This window comes from Halobacillus sp. KGW1 (genome assembly GCF_001592845.1).
In the GTDB taxonomy this organism is placed as follows: Bacteria; Bacillota; Bacilli; order Bacillales; family Halobacillaceae; genus Halobacillus.
Window position 1 is genome coordinate 176,383 of record NZ_LSOC01000002.1, and the last position, 13,508, is coordinate 189,890.

General features: G+C 46.2%; 15 protein-coding genes. 9 read left to right on the forward strand and 6 right to left on the reverse strand.

Annotated elements, in window-relative coordinates; translation table 11 throughout:
• Nucleotides 1-187: 187 nt before the first annotated feature.
• Together AXG56_RS01440 and spxA are read left to right on the forward strand one after the other, a co-directional pair.
• Entirely contained in the window at nt 188-778 is a 591-nt protein-coding gene (locus AXG56_RS01440) for an N-acetyltransferase (RefSeq protein WP_008638742.1), read from the forward strand.
• Between the two features lie 286 nt (nt 779-1,064).
• Entirely contained in the window at nt 1,065-1,460 is a 396-nt protein-coding gene (spxA, locus tag AXG56_RS01445) for a transcriptional regulator SpxA (RefSeq protein ID WP_008638741.1), read from the forward strand.
• 69 nt (nt 1,461-1,529) lie between these two features.
• Here spxA and AXG56_RS01450 read toward each other — a convergent pair whose 3' ends face one another.
• Complete coding sequence (locus AXG56_RS01450) at nt 1,530-2,195, reverse strand: TerC family protein (RefSeq protein ID WP_008638740.1); 666 nt, start codon at nt 2,193-2,195, stop codon at nt 1,530-1,532.
• Nucleotides 2,196-2,494: 299 nt separating this feature from the next.
• On the opposite strand from AXG56_RS01450, the gene mecA reads away from it, so the two are divergent.
• The 3 genes from mecA to pepF all read left to right on the forward strand — a co-directional run bounded on the left by mecA (nt 2,495) and on the right by pepF (nt 6,304).
• Nucleotides 2,495-3,187, forward strand: coding sequence for an adaptor protein MecA (gene mecA, locus AXG56_RS01455; RefSeq protein ID WP_008638737.1), 693 nt, complete (start codon nt 2,495-2,497; stop codon nt 3,185-3,187).
• Between the two features lie 95 nt (nt 3,188-3,282).
• The gene (locus AXG56_RS01460; protein WP_008638736.1) at nt 3,283-4,410 is read left to right on the forward strand and encodes a competence protein CoiA; all 1,128 of its coding nucleotides are present in this window, start codon (nt 3,283-3,285) and stop codon (nt 4,408-4,410) included.
• A gap of 82 nt (nt 4,411-4,492) precedes the next feature.
• Nucleotides 4,493-6,304, forward strand: coding sequence for an oligoendopeptidase F (gene pepF, locus AXG56_RS01465; RefSeq protein ID WP_082794431.1), 1,812 nt, complete (start codon nt 4,493-4,495; stop codon nt 6,302-6,304).
• A gap of 61 nt (nt 6,305-6,365) precedes the next feature.
• On the opposite strand, the gene AXG56_RS01470 is transcribed toward pepF, so the two are convergent.
• The 4 genes from AXG56_RS01470 to AXG56_RS01485 all read right to left on the reverse strand — a co-directional run bounded on the left by AXG56_RS01470 (nt 6,366) and on the right by AXG56_RS01485 (nt 8,557).
• Entirely contained in the window at nt 6,366-6,545 is a 180-nt protein-coding gene (locus AXG56_RS01470) for a hypothetical protein (protein ID WP_008638734.1), read from the reverse strand.
• Nucleotides 6,546-6,632: 87 nt separating this feature from the next.
• Nucleotides 6,633-7,520 (reverse strand): ClpXP adapter SpxH family protein, encoded by an 888-nt coding sequence (locus AXG56_RS01475; protein WP_008638733.1) that lies wholly within the window; start codon nt 7,518-7,520, stop codon nt 6,633-6,635.
• Nucleotides 7,517-7,915, reverse strand: coding sequence for a globin (locus AXG56_RS01480; protein ID WP_008638732.1), 399 nt, complete (start codon nt 7,913-7,915; stop codon nt 7,517-7,519). The genes AXG56_RS01475 and AXG56_RS01480 overlap by 4 nt, the downstream gene beginning before the upstream one ends.
• 60 nt (nt 7,916-7,975) lie before the next feature.
• Entirely contained in the window at nt 7,976-8,557 is a 582-nt protein-coding gene (locus AXG56_RS01485) for a CYTH domain-containing protein (RefSeq protein WP_008638731.1), read from the reverse strand.
• 132 nt (nt 8,558-8,689) lie between these two features.
• On the opposite strand from AXG56_RS01485, the gene AXG56_RS01490 reads away from it, so the two are divergent.
• The 3 genes from AXG56_RS01490 to AXG56_RS01500 are packed head-to-tail and all read left to right on the forward strand — an operon-like array spanning nt 8,690 to nt 11,026.
• Nucleotides 8,690-9,328, forward strand: coding sequence for a GTP pyrophosphokinase family protein (locus AXG56_RS01490; RefSeq protein ID WP_008638730.1), 639 nt, complete (start codon nt 8,690-8,692; stop codon nt 9,326-9,328).
• A 14-nt stretch (nt 9,329-9,342) separates the two neighbouring features.
• The gene (locus AXG56_RS01495; protein WP_008638727.1) at nt 9,343-10,149 is read left to right on the forward strand and encodes an NAD kinase; all 807 of its coding nucleotides are present in this window, start codon (nt 9,343-9,345) and stop codon (nt 10,147-10,149) included.
• On the forward strand, nt 10,139-11,026 hold the full coding sequence (locus AXG56_RS01500) for an RluA family pseudouridine synthase (protein WP_064503466.1): 888 nt from the start codon (nt 10,139-10,141) through the stop codon (nt 11,024-11,026). The genes AXG56_RS01495 and AXG56_RS01500 overlap by 11 nt, the downstream gene beginning before the upstream one ends.
• Nucleotides 11,027-11,083: 57 nt before the next feature.
• Here the strand turns inward: AXG56_RS01500 and prpE are convergent, their stop codons facing one another.
• Nucleotides 11,084-11,815, reverse strand: a complete 732-nt coding sequence (gene prpE, locus AXG56_RS01505; protein ID WP_026578369.1) for a bis(5'-nucleosyl)-tetraphosphatase PrpE — start codon at nt 11,813-11,815, stop codon at nt 11,084-11,086.
• 248 nt (nt 11,816-12,063) lie between these two features.
• Between prpE and mgtE the strand changes: the two genes are divergently transcribed.
• Nucleotides 12,064-13,428 carry a magnesium transporter gene (gene mgtE, locus AXG56_RS01510; protein ID WP_008638720.1) on the forward strand — a complete coding sequence of 455 codons (1,365 nt, stop codon included), beginning with the start codon at nt 12,064-12,066 and terminating at the stop codon, nt 13,426-13,428.
• The last annotated feature ends 80 nt before the right edge of the window (nt 13,429-13,508 follow it).

Consider the following 13,508-nt stretch of genomic DNA (forward strand, 5'->3'; position numbering starts at 1 on the left):
ACCAGAGGGATCTGGTCCTTTTTTGGTGTTTGATCTTCTTGAGAACAGGGTATTAATACTTGTGGCCGTTTGAATAGATCGATGGCAGTTCCATATCCTAAAAACAGCAGGAGCGCATCCGGCGCCATTTAACATAAGTTGAATTATTCGTTATAATAAAAGGGACAAATTGTAAGGGAGTAGATCAATGAATTGGTATGAGAAGTTGAACGAGTATTTTCCTGTTGAGGAAATGAAATCAAAAGAACACATGGAAGCACTATTGAAAGAGAAAAGCGACGTATATTTTAAAGATGAAGGAGAGCATCACGTTTTAATGTATGCCGAGTTCGATACTTTCCTTTTCATCGACTATGTATATGTCTCCTCTGCTTCACGTGGTCAGGGACTTGGTCACAAACTCATCAAGAAAATGAAAGCGAAAGGAAAGCCGATCATCCTGGAAGTAGAACCGGTCGATTATACCGACACGGATACGGAGAAAAGACTCCGCTTCTATCAAAGGGAAGGCTTTAAACACGCCCAATCCATTGGTTATACAAGAAGGTCTCTTGCAACGAACGAAGTCAATGCCATGGAAATTCTCTACTGGTCACCGGAAGATGCTTCCGAAGAAGAGATTTACGAAAAAATGAAAGCGATGTACACGGAAATCCATACTTACAAGGACGAAGAGTTCTACGGGAAATCGTATCAGCACGTGGATGAAGTGCTGACCAGAGATGAAGATAGAGATGTGGAGAATATCATAAAGGAATTGGACAAAACGAAAAACTGATCTATAGAACAAATACCCGCCATCCTAAGGCGGGTATTTTCAATAAAAACACGTAGTTGAAAATGAAAAAAATGCAGAATGGTTGTTTTTTATGTTTAACGGTGTGATAAATCGGGTAAATCTTTAAAGGAAACGCGCTTTGAATCGTATTGTCACATATTTGTTGAACTTTATATAGATAATGCTTGACAGATGTGTTATAGTAGAATCAAGGTTAGATTATATTGATTACAAAGAAAGAAGTAATTAAATAACACCATAAATTATTGAGGAGTGAAGTATCTATATGGTTACACTTTATACCTCACCAAGTTGTACATCATGCCGTAAAGCAAAGGCTTGGCTTGAAGAGCACGATATTCCTTATACGGAACGAAATATTTTTTCTGAGCCGCTAACGTTGGACGAGATCAAGGAAATCCTTCGTATGACTGAGGATGGAACGGAAGAGATCATTTCCACACGTTCTAAGGTATTCCAAAAATTGAAAGTGGACTTTGACCAGCTGCCGATGCAGGATTTGTTCGATCTTATTCAAGAGAATCCTGGTCTGCTTCGCCGTCCAATCATTCTGGATGACAAACGTCTGCAAGTAGGATACAACGAAGACGAAATTCGTCGATTCCTTCCACGCAGCGTTCGTACGTTCCAATTGAAAGAAGCACAACGCTTAGTCAATTAATAAATGAAAAAAGCTGGAAGGCGGTAGCCTTTCCAGCTTTTTTCTTTTTATATGGTTCGAGCCCGGTTTTCATATCGCCGTTCCCTTCCTTTTGTTCGCGAAATATCCTAATGTAATAACCAAAATGACCATGAAAGGAGCGAACACTTGGTGGATGATCGGCATTTGCTCTGCAAAGTGGAGGACATGGCGGTCTTCCAGCACCATTTCTGCCGCTGTAAAGGTCAAAATGCCGGCACCGAAATAGATGAGCATCGGGAACTTGTCCATTAAATGAAGGATAATCCTGCTGCCCCAAACGATGATTGGGACGGAAACGAGCAGACCGATCACAACGAGGATGATGTTGTTGTGCGAGGCACCTGCTATGGCAAGCACATTATCGAATCCCATGACGATATCGGCGAAGACGATGGTTTTAACAGCTGCGAACAGACTGTCACCGGCTTTGATATGGTCGTTTTCGTCATTGTCTGTCAAGAGTTTGATGGCGATATAGAAAAGTAACAGCCCTCCGATTAATTGAAGATAAGGAATTTGGAGAAGATAAAGAGCAACCATCGTTAACAGCACCCTGGCGGCGACCGCGAGGCCTGTCCCGAGGATGATGGCCTTGTTCCTTTGTTCCGGGGGGAGGTTTCGACTCGCGAGTGCGATGACGACCGCATTATCTCCGCCGAGAATAATATCGATACTGATGATGATCAACAGTGGTTCAAGCAAGTCCCAGTTCATGTGATAATCCTCCTGGCTATGTAGTGACAAACTTAGGGGAATAGGCTAAAATGATAACTCAACCACCCGGTAAGACAGCCTTATTGTCATGATATTCATGTCTTATATGGTTATATGCTGAATTCGAGCAATTTGTTTTCCATTTAGACATTCCTGTCATACAATAGGAATACATCAACCCTTACTTTCTACACATCTCAACGGTTGAAGCCAGGGCCTAACGGGTAAGGTTCTAAAACGAACGCAAGGGTGAGTGTTCCCTTCCCCCTTAAAACATGATAAGAAGGGAGAGAGACGTTATGGAAATTGAACGTATCAATGAAAACACCGTGAAGTTTTACGTAACATATCAAGATGTTGAGCAAAGAGGTTTCGACAGAGAAGAGATCTGGTATAACCGTGAGCGCAGTGAGCAGTTGTTCTGGGAAATGATGGATGAAGTCAACGACCAGGAGAATTTCCACGCGGATGGTCCGCTTTGGATTCAAGTACAGGCAATGGACAAAGGCCTAGAGGTAATTGTCACGAAAGCCCAAGTGTCTCAAGACGGCCAAAAGCTTGAACTGCCTCAGGAAGACGGGAAAGAAATCGATCTGCCGATTGACGATAAGCTGGAATCATTATTGGATGATAAATTCCATGCGAAAGATGATCAGGATGATGAAGATGAGGATGAGGAAATCGATTCTGACGAGCCTTTAGCATTTACGTTGAAGTTCCAGGATTTCGAAGACATCATTCAATTAAGTCACTACGTATCTTCACCGGAAAGTATGGAGCAGAAGTTGTTCCATTTCGAGGATCGATACTATCTATATATTCAATTCCAAGATGAAAATATGAGTGATGACGACCAGGAAAATATTCTGAGTCAATTGATGGAGTATGGCCAGGAATCTTCTCTGACTATACACAGGCTTGAAGAGTATGGGAAAACCATATTCGAAGCAGACGCCTTATCTTCCATCAAACAGCACTTCCCTGTTGATTGATGCAAGAAGCACACAGTTTTGTGTGCTTTTTTTATTTGATAAAAAGGGGAAGGACTTTCTTTTGTCGAAAGGTAGGGGTGGAGGTGAAGCTGTTGATGTATGCGTTAGACAGCAAAGGGGAAATTCTATCCCTGTACCAAGTATCTAAAAGTATGATTGATTCCATGAGAAACGACACGTACCATTGCCCTGTATGTAAGGAGCCAGTCCTGATCAGAGCCGGAAATAAGGTGACCCCGCACTTCGCCCATCGTCCTGACAGTGAGTGTGCGGCAGGGAGTGGAGGGGAAACAGAGGAGCATGAGCGCGGAAAGTGGCAGCTGTTCCACTGGCTTAAACAGCAGGGGCAGGAGGCAGCAATAGAGAAGAGGCTTTCGAATGGGAAGCGCCCGGACGTATTGCTGACTCTGCCGCGCAGACGGATCGCCTTGGAGTACCAATGTTCACGCATTCCCCAAAAAGACATTATAAAACGAACAAAAGCGTATCAATCGATGGGAATCTTCCCTTTGTGGATTCTCAGCAGCCGTCACTTTTGTCAAAAAGGCCCCCATCGCTTTATCCTCAATGATTTCCTCCGTACTTGCATGTATCACTTCCCTCACGGGTACCAACTGTTTTTTCTCGATATTTCTAAACAAGAGATAATTCTTGTCTATCCGCAAGGCTCTCTCGGTATGGGAATGACGATAGGCAGCATAAAGAAAGTCCCTCTTTCACACCTCTCTTTTCCGCAGTTATTCTCCTCCCCAGCCCCCTTTCCTAGAAACGTTTTCCATGATTATTTACAGCAGATGTGGTATGTTAATCGCACGGTTTACCGTAAAGAGGAAAGTTCTTCCGAGCGTCAATACCGCCAGTATTTGTACTTAAAAGGTCTTCACTTCTCTTTGATTCCAAGTGCGGCATTTCTCCCGGTGCCGGGACAGGTACAGCTGGGAGGGAAGGCGTATCTATGGCAGACGAAACTTTTGATTGAACATTTTCTTCCTGCATCGTATGAAACAATCATTGAATTACCCGAAGTGGAAGTCCCAGAGACGATCAATGGTTATCAGCCTTCGCTTTCCATGCAGTATTTAGAGCAGCTCCACGCTTTAAATATCGTGCGTAAAACAGGGAAGAATAAGTGGGTGAAGAACAGGCAGCTGACCTTCCATACCCATATGGAAGCCGGACTAAAGGAAGACGAACAAACCTTAGCACAGCTGGGGCGTTTATAAAATGTTTCGGTTTGTGAAGGGATTACTTGAAAAATCGAGAAACCATTATAAGATGATCTTTTTATGAAGGAGGATGTTGGACATGTCTTCAACGAAACAATTACCAAAACGTGAGGAGATTCCTGTAGAAAAAACGTGGGACCTCGAAGCTATATTTGAAACGGATGAGAAATGGTATGAAGAGCTGAAAGCGATTGAGGGAATGCTTCCCGAACTGGACAACTATCGGGGGAATTTAGGAGCATCGGCCGAGCAGCTTTACAAACTGCTTGATTTCCAGGACAAAATTTCGAATCGCATCGGCCGTCTATATACTTATGCCCATATGAGGAACGATCAGGATACGACGAACTCTCATTATCAGGAGATGAATGCGAAAGCGGAATCGCTGTTTACCAAACTCGCCTCTGCGATGAGCTTCATCGTTCCTGAAATTCTTGCGCTGCCGGAAGGTACGGTTAAAAGATACCTTGATACTTACAAGCCGTTGGAATTATACAGACACACCCTTGATGAGATTACGCGGCAGCGGGCACATGTGCTCAGTGAACAGGAAGAGAAGCTGTTGGCTGGTTTTTCGGAAATCGGGGCGAATCCTTCCCAGACCTTCGGAGCGCTTAACAATGCGGACATTACTTTCCCTGTGATTAAAAACGAGAAGGGGGAAGACGTGGAGCTCACGCACGGCCGCTATGTCGGATTCTTGAAATCAGATGACAGAGATGTACGCAGGCGTGCGTTTGAAGCGATGTACGACACGTTCGGTTCCTTTAAGAATACGTTCGCTTCCACGCTCAGCGGGCATGTGAAGAAGAATAATTTCAATGCGACGGTAAGGAAGTATGACCGGGCTCGTCAGGCGAAGCTTGATAACAACAACATCCCTGAATCCGTATACGACAATTTGATTGAAGCGGTTCATGAACGCCTGCCTTTATTACATCGTTATGCAGAAATGCGTAAAGAGGTCCTCGGGTTGGATGAAGTGCATATGTACGACTTATATACACCGCTTGTTAAGGATGCGGAAATGGAAGTTTCTTATGAAGAAGCGCAGAAGCTTGTGCTGGACGGGCTGAAACCGCTTGGAGAAGAGTACGGGGAGATCCTTCAGTCAGCATTTAAAGATCGGTGGATCGATGTCGAAGAGAATAAAGGAAAACGGAGCGGTGCGTATTCCTCGGGCCACTACGGTACCAACCCTTACATCCTTATGAACTGGCAGGACAACGTGAACAACTTGTTCACCCTTGCTCACGAGCTCGGCCACTCCCTGCACAGTTACTACACGCACCGGAACCAGCCATATCGTTACGGTAACTACTCCATCTTTGTGGCAGAGGTTGCATCTACTTGTAATGAAGCGCTGTTGAACGATCATCTTTTGAACAAAGTTGACAGTGACAAAGAAAAGCTGTACCTGTTGAATAATTTTCTGGAAGGCTTTCGGGGAACCGTCTTTCGTCAGACGATGTTCGCGGAGTTCGAGCATGAAATTCATATTCAGGCCCAGAACGGGGAGGCTCTTACAGCCGGTAAGCTGACAGAAATCTATTATGATTTGAATAAGAAGTATTTCGGTGACAATATCGTCATTGATGACGATATCGGATTGGAATGGGCGCGCATCCCGCACTTCTATATGGGATACTACGTCTATCAGTATGCTACAGGTTATGCAGCCGCACAGGCACTGGCGGGGCAGATCCTGGAAGAGGGCGAACCAGCGGTCGACCGCTATAAGAGCTTCCTTAAGGCGGGCAGCAGTGATTACCCGATCGAGGTGTTGAAACACGCCGGCGTAGATATGACCTCCAAAGATCCGATTCTTGCTGCACTGGACGTGTTTGAAGAGAAGTTGAATGAAATGGAACAATTGCTGCAGAAAGCATAAAGGAAAAGAAGCGTCCGGGCTGCTCCGGGCGCTTCTTTTTTTGAAAAACTATGTAGCGTGCTCATTTAAAACCTCGGAAGGTTTTCTTGTGAGTAAACAGGGAAATAGTCAGGTAGATAGCTGCAAAGAGGAGCGGCGATGTGACGTATAACGGGAACATCTTCATTAAGGCGAGCAGGTGAAGCAGCAGAAGCATCAGAATGATAAGAAGAAAAAGGACCGCCATCCATAGTTTCATCATACAGACACACCTCCTTGAATCATCCTATGCTTGTCAGGGGGATTCTATGTAAAAACAGCTCCCGCTGGATGCGGGAGCTGTTACTGTTCAAGAGTTCATATATTTCCAGAAAGTACCGTGTTTGACAGGCACTTCTCTTGCTTTCTGCTTCAGGACCAACTTCTTCATTTCCCGTTTCGCTTCCTGTTCCGTCCAGTCGTACACGACGGCGATCTCCTTATTCGCTACGAAGCGATAGTGTTGCAAGAAATCCTCCAAAGCGGGCTTTACACCAGGCTTTGGATCTTTCTGAAGCATTTCTTTCAACACTTTCACGTACACATCGTAAGCATACAATCCGGTAATTTTCAGTCCGGCGTCTTCTTCTGACTCATTGAAAATGACGATGGTCGGCGTGGAATCAACCTCCATTTCATGAGCGAGCTTCAAGTCGCATTGGAGGGCCCGTTTCGCAGCATCTGAATGGATGTCTTTCTTGAATTCCCTGACATCCAGTTTGCTCTGTTCCGCACATTCGATGAGTACCTTCTCATCAGAGATGTCCTGCTTCTCAAGGAATACATATTCCTGTACTTTGCGAAGAAAGCGCATGCCTGCTTTTTTCCCCTGCAATTCCGCTGCTTTGACTGCGAGAGCCGTTGCGAAAGGGGAAGCGACGGGATTTTCCAGCCAGACATCGCCGTCACAGCACATACCTGTACGGGACGCCGTATGGTCCCAGGCCTGCTTCAGATTTTCCGGTTTCTTCATTTTATTTTGATGCAGATTAGCCAGCTTGCCGCTGATGATCGGTTTTATGGTGAAGAAGCGGCCGTATTCGATGTTGAGCTTCTTGAGAAAAGGTTCCATGGACCAGCATTCCGGGCAGAGAGGATCGATGAAGACATAAATTTCTATAGGCCGTTTCAATAAATCGAAGAAGCCGCTTGTTGTGGTATTTGTCTCTTTTTCACTGCTCAAGCTTTTCCAACTCACATCGATTCTCCTTTCTCATCCTCAGGTGTATTCATCATATGGTTGGCTGTCATCGTTAATCGCTCAAACATGAAGGAGCGGTGGGGTTCTTCTATGCCCACTTCCGTCATGGCTCCCGACATGCATGACAGCCAGGCATCTCTTCTCTTTGGAGTTATTTCAAATGGCAGGTGTCTCGCCCTGAGCATCGGATGACCGTGCTCTTCTACATAGAGGGGCGGACCTCCAAAAAACTGTGTCAAAAATTGCTTTTGTTTACGAATGGTTTCGCTGAAATCATTGGGGAAAATCGGTACTAAGTCCGGGTGCTTCTGTACCCGTGCATAAAAAGCCTCGACGAGCTGATCGATTTTATCTTTTCCTATTTCATCGAAAATCGTACCACGTTGTTGCATATAATCCCTTCCTGTCCTGTCTGTGAGTCCATTTTAGCAATGGGGAGGTGTGGACGGCAACTATTCTGATTGCAGCTTGGCTTGGTAGAAGCGTTTAATCTTATTATCTGTCTGCCGTTCGGGAATCTTGCACGCCTCCAGAATTTGCTTGATGACCTGTAAACCTGCCTCTTTCGATGGAGCTTCCACTTCCAGTTCGTAGTCTTCCTTATCGTAATAAAGACTGTGATCAAGAACGACAAGAGCTCCGTTATAAGGCAGTTCTTTTCTACGTGTGGTAAGCGAACCGAGGTAGTGAAGGCGGTCCTGATCGATGCCGAGCCCCTCCAATTGACGGGAGATATCTGCTTTCTTCGGACCTTTGTTCTGGATCCATAGGTTCGCTTCCTCTTCTGTCAAAGGTGCATGAGTCTCTAAAAGTCCGTCCTTGTGAGGCTCTTTCAAAGTCATGGTCCAGGAGCCGTTTTTCTTCCGGATCCTTAGTGCAGCGCCCTTCCCCCGCAATTGCCCGTCACCTGTTTCAAAATAATAATTGGTTTGTTCCATAAGTTCAACCGATTCGAATGGGAGAAACTGATAAATACGGTTATACTCCGCTTCTGTTAGCAGATTTTTGAATTCGATTTCAATTTCCTGAGACATGTAAAAACCTCCTGATTATGGGAAATAGTCAGACGTACTGCTTATTCCGTCGCTATACTTTATGATACAATGAATAGGAAAGAAAACGCACATAATTACTATGAAGATTGGATACATAAAGGTGGGCGCTGAATGAATTGGGAAATATTTATGGCACCTTATATACAAGTGGTGGAAGAATTAAAAATCAAATTAAAGGGAATGCGGAAGCAGTTCGAGTACGAAGAAGAGCAGTCGCCGATTGAATTCGTAACAGGCCGAGTCAAGCCCCGGTCAAGCATTGTCCAGAAGGCAAGACGGAAGGGCATCAATCCGGAGAATATTGAAGATGAACTGCAGGATATAGCCGGCGTACGTGTGATGACTCAGTTCGTGGATGACATCTATGCCGTTGTCGACATGCTGCGGAACAGGCAGGACTTCGAAATCGTCGAGGAGAAGGACTATGTTTCGGACAAGAAAGACAGTGGATATCGTTCTTTTCATGTCGTCATCCTCTATCCTGTGGAAACGATCCACGGCCAGAAGAAAGTGTTGGCAGAGATTCAGATCCGCACGCTGGCGATGAACTTCTGGGCGACGAACGAGCACTCATTGAATTATAAATACTCGGGAAAAATACCTTCAGAAATCAAGTCCCGCCTGAAGCGGGCTGGAGAAGCTGCCTTTCAGCTGGATGAAGAGATGTCAAAGATCAAGAGCGAAGTCCAGGAAGCGCAGCGCGTCTTCATGAAGAAAGAAGAACAGAAGAAGAATACGAACAATTCGTAAAGGAGTGGTCACCGATGAAGTTCTCCATCTTGTCCAGAGGAGATAAGAAATCGAATGAAATCCGCAGCAAAATAAAAAGCTATTTAACCGAATTCCAGTTGGAATACAGCGAAGAGGAACCGGATTTAGCGATTTCTGTAGGAGGGGACGGTACGTTGCTGGAAGCCTTCCACACCTATGTCCACCGCCTTGATAAAACAGCCTTCATCGGTATCCATACCGGCCACCTCGGCTTCTATGCCGACTGGATGCCGGAAGAAATGGAGAAGTTGATCATTGAAATTGCCAAAACACCATTCCAAGTGGTGGAGTACCCTCTCCTGGAAGTAACGATCCGTCCGCACGGAGGCGGAGAAGAAGATCGCTACCTTGCTTTGAATGAGTGTACCATCAAGACGGCAGAAGGATCTGTGGTCATGGATATCGAGATCAAAGGCGATCATTTTGAAACGTTCCGTGGAGATGGTCTTTGTGTATCGACTCCTTCCGGTAGTACGGCTTATAACAAAGCATTGGGAGGAGCCATCCTTCATCCGTCGCTGGAAGCCTTCCAGATTGCGGAAATGGCATCCATCAACAACCGTGTCTTCCGGACGATCGGCTCGCCGTTGATTCTGCCGAGCCATCACACCTGCATGTTCAAGCCGAAGAACGACCGGAGCTTCCTTTTCACGCTCGATCATATTTCCCGTACGTACAAAGATGTGAAATCGATTCAGTTCCGTGTAGCAGAAGAGAAGGTTCGCTTCGCCCGCTTCCGTCCGTTCCCGTTCTGGAAAAGGGTTCACGATTCCTTTGTCGCAGATGAGCATGAGCAGTAATATCAAAAAGAAGTGGGACATCGACCCGTCCGACGCGGGACGATCGGTAAGGGACTTCCTGCGGGGGAAGGGCAGATTCTCCCGTCAGCTTCTTAAGCGGGTCCGCATGAACGGACATATCTTCATCGATGAAAAAGAAGCGGAAATGTGGCAGCCTTTGAAAGGCGCCTCGACGCTCACGATCCTGTTCCCTGCAGAAGAACGGGGAGCAATTGAGCCGGTAGAAGGTCCGCTTGCTATCCTTTATGAAGATGAGGATATTCTTGTATTGGATAAACCGTCCGGCATTGCCGTCGTTCCTCCTTACAAAAAGGAACCGTCCATTGCCAGTCATCTGATTGCTTATTATGAGGAAATCGGTCACCCATGCACCGTCCATATTGTCACGAGACTCGACACCTACACATCGGGGCTGATGCTGGTCGCGAAACATGCATACAGTCACATGCTGCTGACGAGAAAGGCTAAACTGGTGGACCGCTTTTATCAAGCGTTGGTCGAAGGCCTACCGGAACCGGAAAAGGGGTTAATCGACGCACCTATTGAGAGAGCGGACGATTCCATCATCCGAAGAACGGTTGACCCGGAAGGAAAGCCTTCACAAACGATGTATGATGTGCTGGAGACGGGTGGCAGGGTGTCCAAAGTTGCCTTTCAGCTGTTGACGGGAAGAACGCATCAAATTCGTGTCCATATGGCACATATCGGGCATCCGCTGGTCGGTGATACCCTTTATGGGGCGCGACAAGCAGATAAGCTGGCAGGGCAGGCGCTTCACTGCTATCATCTGAAATTGCTGCACCCTTGGACAGGAGAGTCCATGAGCTTCGATTCTAAAGCCCCTTCTGAATGGAGCAGTTACATGAAAGAAAAATAAAAATCCGAACGACCCTTTGCATGCCTTACAGGAAGAAAGCAAAGTCGTTCGGATTTTTTAATAGCTGAATTTCTCTTCCATGAACGGCATAGACGAAGGGATACGGACGATCGTTTCCTCCGGAAGTTGAAAGGCCGTCAAGTCCCCGCCGAAAACACAGCCGGTGTCGATGTTTACGGTTTGATTGACAAATCGCGGCTCACGGACCGGGGTATGGCCGTAAACGATCCAGCGGTCTCCGTGATATTCCTGAGCCCAGTCCCGCCTTACCGGCCTTCCGTCTGGAAGCTTTTCTCCCGTAATGTCGCCATATAAGACGAATGTCTCTATTCGTTTGCTTTTTCGACCGATATCTTCTTCCCGGATACCGGCGTGGGCCACTACTGCATGTGCATCTTTTAGTATCAGGTGGAGCGGTGCCTGCTCATATAATTGTTTGAACCGATGTTTAATCTCCTTCTGTTCTTCCTTCGGCAGGCTGCGGTATTCTGCTGTCGTTGTTTCCAGTCCGTGTTTCTCCTGAACACCGTTACCAAGAAAAAAGCGGTAGAGCTTGTTGCAATGATTGCCTGGTACATAGAGGGCTTTCTCCTGTTCGACAAGCTCCGTTACGAGACGGATGCAGCCGATCGAATCAGGTCCCCGATCGGTTATGTCACCGACGAATACGGGTATGCGTCCTTCTGGATGTACCGGTATTCCGGAATGCCAGTCATACCCGAGCTCTGCAAACAACTGCTTCAGTTCGTCGAGACATCCGTGAACATCTCCAATGATATCGTAGGCCATTCAAATTCGTCCCTTCTTCTATATATCGCTCCTATTTTTCCCATCCTAATCAATTGTAAACCTTTTCTCCAGCCGCCATTCAGTATTTCGCTCCCATCCTGAGCAGGCTTCTGTTACACTACGATTATGCAGGATTTTGGTCGAAGCAAAAAGAAAAATGACAAAAAAATGACTTCCGTTGACAAAAGGGCTTTACGCCATTAAGATTAAACGGTCAAAAATGAAATAGACGCCGGGGAGGGTTGCTTATGGAACACTTAGATGACCAAGAACGCCAGCAGGTCTGGGCGAATATCAAAGATGCGCTGTTCAATGATCATATCGATCAGTTCCGGGCGGAGTTCTTGGAACTACATCCATATGATCAAGCAAGGATATTCGAAGGCAGGGACGAAGACGTTCGTCTGCAGATTTATACGTACCTGTCACCGGAAGAAGTAGCGGATTTTATGGAACATATTGATTATGAAGAGATTGAACCGTTTTTCTCCGAAATGGATCCGACCTTCGCCGCCCAGGTCTTTGCAGAAATGTCCGCCGATGATGCAGTCGACATCTTTAATGAGTTGGATAAGGACAAAGTGGCAAGCTTCTTGACAATCATGGATGAAGAAGCTGCGGATGAAATCAAGGACCTGCTTCATTATGAAGAAAAAACAGCCGGGTCGATCATGACGACGGAATATGTCGTGGTCAATGCGACCATGACCATCAAAGAAGCGATGGTCCATTTAAGAACCGAAGCACCTGACGCCGAGACGATTTACTATACGTATGTCATTGATGAGGATAAGCGTCTTGCAGGAGTTATCTCCTTAAGGGATTTGATTATTTCGGAAGAAGACTGGCTGATTGCCGACGTGATGAATGAACGGGTGGTATCGGTCTCAGTGGGAGATGATCAGGAAGAAGTGGCACGGATGGTCCGTGACTACGATTTCCTGGCCCTGCCGGTCGTGGACTTCCAGGACCATCTGCTCGGAATCATCACCGTCGATGATATTATGGACGTCATGGAAGAAGAGGCGAGTGATGACTATTCTAAATTCGCCGCCATTTCTGATGTTGACAGTCCGGATGATAATGCCTTTTCCTCAGCGAAGAAACGGCTGCCATGGCTGATCATTCTGCTTTTCCTCGGCAGTTTGACCGCCAGTCTGATCGGTCGTTTTGAAGAAACGTTGGATAAAGTCGCCATTTTAGCGATCTTCATTCCCCTGATTGCAGGAATGGGGGGGAATACCGGCACACAGGCGCTTGCCGTCGCCGTTCGCGGTATTGCAACTGGTGAATTTGAAAAACAGGGAAAAATCAAAATGATGATGCGCGAAGCGGGAACGGGTTTAATCAGCGGGATTGTCTGCGGTGTTCTCATGATGTTGATTGTATATATATGGCAGGGGAACTTTTTCCTGGGTGTCCTCGTTGGACTATCCATTCTATTGACGCTGATTGTAGCTACGTTGGCTGGTTCGCTTGTACCGCTGATCATGCACCGCCTGAACGTCGATCCGGCAGTTGCTTCCGGCCCGTTCATTACGACGCTGAACGACTTAATTTCCATTCTTATTTATTTCGGAATGGCCACCGCCTTCATGAACCTGCTTATTTAAGCAGATACGTAAAGAATGGGGAAATGAAAACATGAAGGAATAGGCAGTATAGAAGAAAGAAGTTGATAAATATAAAAAAT

Coding starts and splice junctions, on each gene's coding strand:
- AXG56_RS01440 (WP_008638742.1), top strand. CDS start 188: ATGAATTGGTATGAGAAGTTGAACGAGTATTTTCCTGTTGAGGAAATG.
- spxA (WP_008638741.1), top strand. CDS start 1,065: ATGGTTACACTTTATACCTCACCAAGTTGTACATCATGCCGTAAAGCA.
- AXG56_RS01450 (WP_008638740.1), bottom strand. CDS start 2,195: ATGAACTGGGACTTGCTTGAACCACTGTTGATCATCATCAGTATCGAT.
- mecA (WP_008638737.1), top strand. CDS start 2,495: ATGGAAATTGAACGTATCAATGAAAACACCGTGAAGTTTTACGTAACA.
- AXG56_RS01460 (WP_008638736.1), top strand. CDS start 3,283: ATGTATGCGTTAGACAGCAAAGGGGAAATTCTATCCCTGTACCAAGTA.
- pepF (WP_082794431.1), top strand. CDS start 4,493: ATGTCTTCAACGAAACAATTACCAAAACGTGAGGAGATTCCTGTAGAA.
- AXG56_RS01470 (WP_008638734.1), bottom strand. CDS start 6,545: ATGATGAAACTATGGATGGCGGTCCTTTTTCTTCTTATCATTCTGATG.
- AXG56_RS01480 (WP_008638732.1), bottom strand. CDS start 7,915: ATGCAACAACGTGGTACGATTTTCGATGAAATAGGAAAAGATAAAATC.
- AXG56_RS01485 (WP_008638731.1), bottom strand. CDS start 8,557: ATGTCTCAGGAAATTGAAATCGAATTCAAAAATCTGCTAACAGAAGCG.
- AXG56_RS01490 (WP_008638730.1), top strand. CDS start 8,690: ATGAATTGGGAAATATTTATGGCACCTTATATACAAGTGGTGGAAGAA.
- AXG56_RS01495 (WP_008638727.1), top strand. CDS start 9,343: ATGAAGTTCTCCATCTTGTCCAGAGGAGATAAGAAATCGAATGAAATC.
- AXG56_RS01500 (WP_064503466.1), top strand. CDS start 10,139: ATGAGCAGTAATATCAAAAAGAAGTGGGACATCGACCCGTCCGACGCG.
- prpE (WP_026578369.1), bottom strand. CDS start 11,815: ATGGCCTACGATATCATTGGAGATGTTCACGGATGTCTCGACGAACTG.
- mgtE (WP_008638720.1), top strand. CDS start 12,064: ATGGAACACTTAGATGACCAAGAACGCCAGCAGGTCTGGGCGAATATC.